This window comes from Sporosarcina sp. P1, assembly GCF_002743155.1.
Lineage (GTDB): Bacteria > Bacillota > Bacilli > Bacillales_A > Planococcaceae > Sporosarcina > Sporosarcina ureae_B.
The window spans coordinates 1-1,432 of the sequence record NZ_PDYS01000047.1 but is presented as its reverse complement, the minus strand read 5'-3'; the positions used below and the strand labels follow the sequence as shown (position 1 = coordinate 1,432).

The following is a 1,432-nucleotide window of genomic DNA, read 5'->3' as shown; positions in this document are numbered from 1 at the left end:
AATGAAGTGACCCCCAAAAGTTGGACAAGTTTTATTACGCACTAAGCTGGTGGTGAGTTCGATACTCTATCGGACTCATCCCCAATTTTGATTTAATACGTTTGGAGTTGTAATAGGAGATATATTCGGCTAGCTCTTTTGTGAATTGTTCCCTATTTTCAAATTCCTGTAGATACAGAAATTCGGATTTAAACGTGCCAAAGAAACTTTCCATGACCGCGTTATCGTAACAGTTGCCCTTTCGGGACATACTTTGGGTAATCCCTTTTTCGCTCAATGTATTTTGATATGGTTTCATTTGATAATGCCAACCTTGGTCTGAATGGATGACTAGTTGATCCTGATTTGTTAGGGTCTGTAATGACTGATTCAACATCTCGTCAACCAAGACATAGGTTGGTCTGGAACCGAGTGTATACGCAATGATTTCTCCGTTAAATAAATCTAACATCGGGGATAAATAGAACTTGCTTCCAAATAGCTTGAACTCAGTAATATCCGTTACCCACTTTTCATTCGGCTGCTCTGCTTGGAAATCTCGTTCCAGGATATTCGGGGCGGTCTTGCCCACTTTTCCTTTGTACGAACGGTATTTCTTGATCCGGACTAGAGAGGTAAGGTTCAGCACTTTCATAATGCGTTGTACTTTTTTATGGTTCACAATATGGCCGAGACATCGTAATTCCATTTGAATCCGCCGGTAGCCGTAACGTCCTTTGTGCTCATGATAGATGCTAAGAATCAGCTGTTTAATAGTCGCGTCAGGGTCAGATCGATCCCATCGGTTTACTAAGTTGTAATACGTGCTGCGGGCAAGTTCTGCCAGTTGTAGAAGCGCACTCACTGTGAATCGGTGCCTTAGTTCGAAGACTACTTGCGCTTTGTTTTCTTTAGTAGTTTTTCCTGTTCCTGAACTAAGGCATTTAACTTTTTTAAATAAGCATTTTCCATTCGTAAGAAATCAATTTCCTTTTGTAGTTCTTTTTCAGAAACAGATGGTTTCTTCTTGTTTTCTGGGTTTTGTTTCATGGATAGACGCCCCTCTTCTTTTGGTGACAAGGCGTCCGCCCCTTCTTCCCTATACGCATTTACCCATCTTCTAAGCGTGGAATGGTGCGTTAAGTTGAAGCGGGCAGCAGTATCTCTGAGGGACGTATTCTCATCAACCATATAATGGATTACGTCCAGTTTAAATTGTACAGAATAACTTGTACAGGGTTTCTTGAAACCATTTTCTCCGTGATACCGATATCGCTGTACCCAATAACGAATTTCACTCTTATCAATTCCGATAGATTGAGCGATTTCACGAAGACTTTCATTACCTTCAATGTATCGTTTAACCGCTTGAATCTTATCTTCTACATGAATTTTTCTCACTTGAACCACATCCTTTTCCTTTGAATGTGTCCAAGTTTTGGGGTGCAGTTCA

Annotated in this window: 1 protein-coding gene; it reads right to left on the bottom strand. The window is 40.7% G+C overall.

Annotated elements, in window-relative coordinates:
- Positions 1-34 precede the first annotated feature (34 nt).
- A protein-coding gene (locus tag CSV73_RS16285) for an IS3 family transposase (RefSeq protein WP_099628087.1) occupies positions 35-1,380 on the bottom strand; the annotation gives its coding sequence in 2 pieces (ribosomal slippage) (positions 35-936 and positions 936-1,380; 1,347 coding nt in all).
- Positions 1,381-1,432 lie beyond the last annotated feature (52 nt).